The organism is Verrucosispora sp. SN26_14.1, assembly GCF_004307965.1.
Taxonomy (GTDB): Bacteria; Actinomycetota; Actinomycetes; order Mycobacteriales; family Micromonosporaceae; genus Micromonospora.
In genome coordinates this window covers 1-5,311 of the sequence record NZ_SISL01000410.1, presented here as the reverse complement: position 1 = coordinate 5,311, position 5,311 = coordinate 1, and the positions used below count along the sequence as shown (strand labels likewise).

At 72.8% G+C, this 5,311-nt stretch carries 4 protein-coding genes; 1 reads left to right on the top strand and 3 read right to left on the bottom strand.

Annotation, left to right across the window (positions count from 1 at the left end; all coding sequences use genetic code 11):
* The 3 genes from EYA84_RS25660 to EYA84_RS25650 all read right to left on the bottom strand — a co-directional run.
* The coding region (locus tag EYA84_RS25660; protein ID WP_131056129.1) for an iron ABC transporter permease at positions 1 to 1,908 on the bottom strand (1,908 nt) is incomplete at its 3' end.
* Complete coding sequence (locus EYA84_RS25655) at positions 1,905 to 2,888, bottom strand: iron-siderophore ABC transporter substrate-binding protein (RefSeq protein ID WP_131056127.1); 984 nt, start codon at positions 2,886 to 2,888, stop codon at positions 1,905 to 1,907. The genes EYA84_RS25655 and EYA84_RS25660, both read right to left, overlap by 4 nt.
* A 41-nt stretch (positions 2,889 to 2,929) precedes the next feature.
* Positions 2,930 to 3,763 carry an ABC transporter ATP-binding protein gene (locus tag EYA84_RS25650; protein ID WP_131056125.1) on the bottom strand — a complete coding sequence of 278 codons (834 nt, stop codon included), beginning with the start codon at positions 3,761 to 3,763 and terminating at the stop codon, positions 2,930 to 2,932.
* 289 nt (positions 3,764 to 4,052) lie between these two features.
* Between EYA84_RS25650 and EYA84_RS25645 the strand changes: the two genes are divergently transcribed.
* Positions 4,053 to 5,311 (top strand): hypothetical protein (locus EYA84_RS25645; protein WP_131056123.1); only part of this gene is annotated, 1,259 nt, incomplete at its 3' end.

Genomic DNA, 5,311 nt, shown 5'->3' with positions numbered 1-5,311 from the left:
CGCGCGGGCCGCGTGCGGGGCGACCAGGCCGACGAAGCCGATCACACCGACGGCCGAGACGGCGGTCGAGGTGAGCAGCGCCGCCGCGCCGAGCGCGATCAGCCGGGTGCGTTCCAGCCGGACGCCGAGCACCCGGGGAGTGTCGTCGTCCAGCGTCATCAGGTCCAGCTCGCGGCGGGCGGCGACCACCGCCGGGGTGAGCACCAGCAGCGCGATCACCACCGGCAGCACCTGCGTGGCGGTACGCCCGTAGGTGGAGCCGGAGAGCCAGGTGAGCGCCTTGCCGGTGTTCCACGGGTCGAAGGCCACGATCATGAAGGTGATCAGCGCCATGCCGCCCTGCCAGGCCCCGAATCCGATCAGGACCAGCCGGTCGGAGCTGAGCCCGCCGCGCCACGCCGCGCCGTAGACCAGGGCGAAGGCGAGCATCGCGCCCAGCCCGGCCACCCCGGAGACGGCCCACACCCCGGCCAGCGGCACGAAGGTGAGCAGTGAGACCGCGCCCAGGCCGGCTCCGGCGGTGATGCCGAGGATGCCGGGCTCGGCCAACGGGTTGCGGCAGACCGCCTGCACGGTGGTGCCGGCCACGGCCAGCGCCGCACCCGCCAGCATCGCCGCGGCGACCCGGGGCCAGCGCTGGTCCAGCACGAACGTGTACCCCGGCCCGGTGGTGCCGTTGAACCAGTTGACGATGTCGCCGACGAGCACCCAGGTGTCCCCGGCGAGCATGCCGAGCAGCACCGCCGCAGCGGTGACGGTGGCCGCCACGACGACCACGGTGCGGTGGAAGCCGGCGGAGCGTACGGCCGCGTGCCCGCCCGGCGGGCGGCGGGTCGGTCCGGCGTCGCGGTGCCGCCGGGCCAGCCAGATCAGCACGGCCGCGCCGAGCAGTGTGGTCACCACGCCGGTGGGGATGTCCACCCCGGCCTGGCCACCCATGACGGCCCGCAGCAGCACGTCGGAGCCGAGCACGATGATCACTCCGGCGATGCCGGAGAGCGGCAGCAGCACCCGGTGCCGGTGCACCCCGGGCACCACCGAGCCGAGCAGCCGGACGATCACCGGCGCGCACAGGCCCACGAAGCCGACCGGCCCGGTGAGGGTCACCGCCGAGGCGGCGAGCAGGACGGCCAGCACCGTGACGATCAGCCGGGTACGGCGTACGTCCAGGCCGAGCACGGTGGCGGTGTCGTCGCCGAGGGCGAGGATGTCGAGGCGGTGCCCGAGCAGCATCAGGGCCACGACGGCGATGCCGAGCACCGGGGCGAGTTGGGTGAGCGCGTTCAGGTCGCTCTGCACCAGCGAGCCGTTGCCCCAGGCGAACAGGCCGATGGTGGCCTGCTCGAAGAGCAGGAGCAGCAGCATGGTCACCGAGCTGAGCGCCATGGCGGTGGCCGAACCGGCGAGGATGAGCCGGGTGGTGCCGGCCTGCCCGCCGGAGGACATCGCCATCACCAGGCCGGCGGCGGCGAGCCCGCCGCAGAAGGCGAGGCCACCGGCGGGCAGCGCGGGCAGCGCGATGCCGAACGCGGAGACCGAGACGATGGCCAGGTGGGCGCCCGCGTTGACGGCGAGGGTGTCCGGCGAGGCCAGCGGGTTGCGGGCGATCGACTGGAGGGCCGCACCGGCGAAGCCGAGGGCGACACCGATGGCCAGCCCGGCGAGCAGTCGGGGCACCCGGGAGGCGACGAGCACCCGGGCCGTCTCGTCGTCGCCGCCGGTGAGCAGCCGCAGCAGGTCGAGCGCGCCGACGGCGGAGGTGCCCTGGGTGAGGTGGACACCGGCGACCACCAGCAGCAGCGCGATGGCGGCGACGAAGGCCCCTACGACGCGGGGGGCCGAGACGCGCCCGGCCGGAGCCGGCCCGAGGGCCGGCTCCGAACGCGGGGGTGCGGACAGGGTGGTCACACCGCGTAGGTGTTGACGAACTGGTCGATGTACTGCTTGCCGGAGAGCGGCCCGCCGAACGTCCAGATGCCGTCCGGCATCCGGTGCAGGTTGCCCTGCTGGACGAAGGGCAGCGACTTCCAGATGGCGTTGTCGGCGAGGCCGTCGGCGAAGACGTCGACGCCGTCCGAGGCGTTGTAGAAGAAGTGCAGGTCCGGGCTCTTGAGCACGGTCATGCCCTCGACGTCGGTCTGGCCCAGGCCCCACGCCTCGTCGACCTCGCCCTGCCAGGCGTTGGTGAGGCCGAGCTGGATGCCGATCTGGGAGACGAGCGCGCCCTGACCGAACATCCGGATGCTGACCGTGCTGCCTTCCTTCCAGCCGTCCGCGATGGCGAACGGCTTGCCGGCGGCACCGGCGTCGGCGATCTTCTTCTTGCCGTCGGCGATCGCGGTGTCGAAGTCGGCGAGCAGCTTCTCCGCCTCGGCGGTCTTGCCGACCGCAACGGCGATCATGTTCAGGTCGGCGCGCATCCGGCCGATGTTGTCCTTGGCGTCGCTGCCCTTGGTGACGACGACCGGGACGTACTTCTCCAGCTGCGCGATCGTGCCGGCGCCACGGTCGTCCGTCATCACCACGAGGTCCGGCTCCAGCGCGACGATGGAGTCGACGCTCGGCTCGCCCCGGGTGCCGACGTCCTTGACGTCCGCGTCGAGCTTGGCGGCGGTCACCCAGGTGGCGTAGCCCTTGGGGTCGGCGACACCGACCGGCATGACACCGAGGCCGACGAGCATCTCGACCTCGCCCCACTCCAGGCCGACGACCTTGGTGGCGGGCTGGTCGAGCGTGATCTCCTTGCCCCGGCTGTCGGTCAGGGTGACCGGCCCGCCGGCGGCGGAGGGGGTGGAGGCGGGATCAGAGGTGTTCTCGGTGGTGCCGCAGGCGGCCAGCACCAGAACGGTGGCGGCGGCGACCAGGGCCGTGACACGGGTACGGGACATGATGTTCTTTCTCGGGATGGGTTGTTCGGGTCGGTCCGGGATCAGACCGGGACGCGGGTGAGGTGGCGGCCCACCGGGCGGGTGGTGACCAGACCACTGAGCGGGTCGACGACGACCTCGATCCGGATCCCGTAGGTATCGGTCAGGTCGTGCTCGGTGAAGACCTCTGCGGGGGTGCCGGTGGCCCGGACCCGGCCGCCGTGCAGCAGCACCACCTCGTCGGCCACCGCGGCGGCCTGGTTGAGGTCGTGCAGCACCACGCCGACGGCGACACCGTGGTCGTCGGCGAGGTCACGCATCAGGTCGAGGATCTCCACCTGGTAACGCAGGTCGAGGAAGGTGGTCGGCTCGTCGAGCAGCAGCACCGGGGTGTCCTGGGCCAGACAGGTGGCCAGCCAGACCCGCTGCAACTCGCCGCCGGACAGCTCGTCCACCGGCCGGTCGGCCATCGCGGTGACCCCGGTGACCTCCATCGCCCGGCCGATCGCGGCGGGACCGTCCGGGTCGTCGGCGCGCCAGCGTCCCCGGTACGGGTGCCGACCGTAGCCAATCACGTCACGGACCGTGACTCCGTTGGGGACCGGCCGGCTCTGCGCGAGCAGGGTCACGCGGCGGGCGTACTCCTTGGCGGGCAGACCGGCGGCGGCGGAGCCGTCGGCGAAGAGCACCGTGCCGCTGTCGATCGGGTGCAGTCGGGCCAGCGCCCGCAACAGGGTGGACTTACCACTGCCGTTCGGCCCGACCAGGGCCGTCACCGCACCGGGGCGGAGCGTGATCGCGGCACCGTGCACCACCGACGTGCCGTGGTAGCCCAGGTGGAGATCGACTCCACGCAGGCTCTGCTCGACGTCACCCGACGCCAGTGCGCTCGACATGCGGTTAGGCTAACCTAACCTAACTCGCTGTCAAGATGGGGCCCCTGACGCCGGTCACCGCACCGGCGCGGGTCGACGCGACTCGATGAAAACCGGCCGGCGTAGCGCCGGGACAGGCCACTCGGACACCCCGCTGACCGCCCGCGCGGCCGAGGGACGTGCGCACCCCGCAAGCCGGTGCGTAATCGGTACCGGGGTGGGACGACAGACGAACGCGAGCAGCGGTAGCGTTGCGCGTCATCGCAGCCGGGCGGCCGGTGTGGCGCTCGCGATCGTACGGAGGATGGGCATGTCCATCGGCGAGGAACCGTTCGCGTCCCGCGACGACCTGGCCTCGCGGCCGAACTTCGAGGTCACCATGCGGGGGTACGACAAGCGGCAGGTCGATCGCTACGTCGAGCAGGCCGACGCCCGCATCGCCGCGGTCGCCGCCGACCGGGACCGGGCCACGTCACACGTACGGGACCTGACCGGCAAGCTCCAGGCGTTCCAGATCGAGGTGACCGAGCTGCGCCAGCGGCCGACCCAGATGGACCGGGCGTCCTTCCGCGACCTGGGCCCGATGGTCGACCAGATCCTGGACCTCGCCGAGAAGCAGGCGACGGCCATCGTGGACACCCACACCCAGCGGGCCACCAAGCTCCAGGCGGAGGCCGAGAAGACGCTCGCCAACGCGCGCGAGCGGACCGTCAAGGCGCTGGCCGACCTCGACGAGGAACTGGCCTCCCGGCGGGCCGAGCACGACAGGACGTACGAGGAGAAGCGCGCCACGGCCGAGGCGGAACTGGCCGAGACCCGCGAACGCGCCGAGAAGCTGCGGACCGAGGGCGAGGCCGCGCACGAGCGCGCCCAGCAGGAGGCGCAGCGCATCGGCGAGCAGTGCCGCCAGCAGGTCGAGCAGGCCCGCTCGGCGGCCGAGGCGCTCACCACGTCCGCGCGTACCCAGATCCACCAGGAGATCCAGGCGGCCCGGTCCAAGAGTCAGCAGGAACTGACCCAGTGGCGGACCACCGTGGAGGAGGAGCTCGCGGAGCGGCGCTCCAACGCCGAGGAGGACCTGGCCGAGCAGCGGGCGTCGGTCGAGCGCGAGTTGGCCGCCCAGCGGTCCGCCGCCGAGCAGCGGGTCAGCTCGATGATCGCGGACGCGCAGCAGTACTCCGCCGAGATCCGTAAGCGCGCCGACGAGCAGGCGGCCGAGACCCGCACGTTCAGCGACGAGCAGGCCGCCGCCGCCGAGGAGCAGTTGCACACCGTCCAGCTCCAGGTCGGCGAGCAGCAGGAGGCGCTGGCCCGGTTGCAGGAGGAACTGGACGGCGCCCGGGGGCAGCTCGACGAGACCCGGCGGGACCGGGACGCCACCGACGCCGAGCTGACCCGGCTGCGCCAGCAGTTGGAGGAGACCGGACGCGACCTCGCGGCGGAGACTCAGCGGCTGGAGGAGGTGCGCCGGGCCGTCGAGGCGGCCGAGCGGCACGCCAAGGAGACCCGAGCGCGGGTGCAGCGGGAGGCCAAGCGGGTCGCCGACCTGGCGGCGGCGGCGGTCATGGC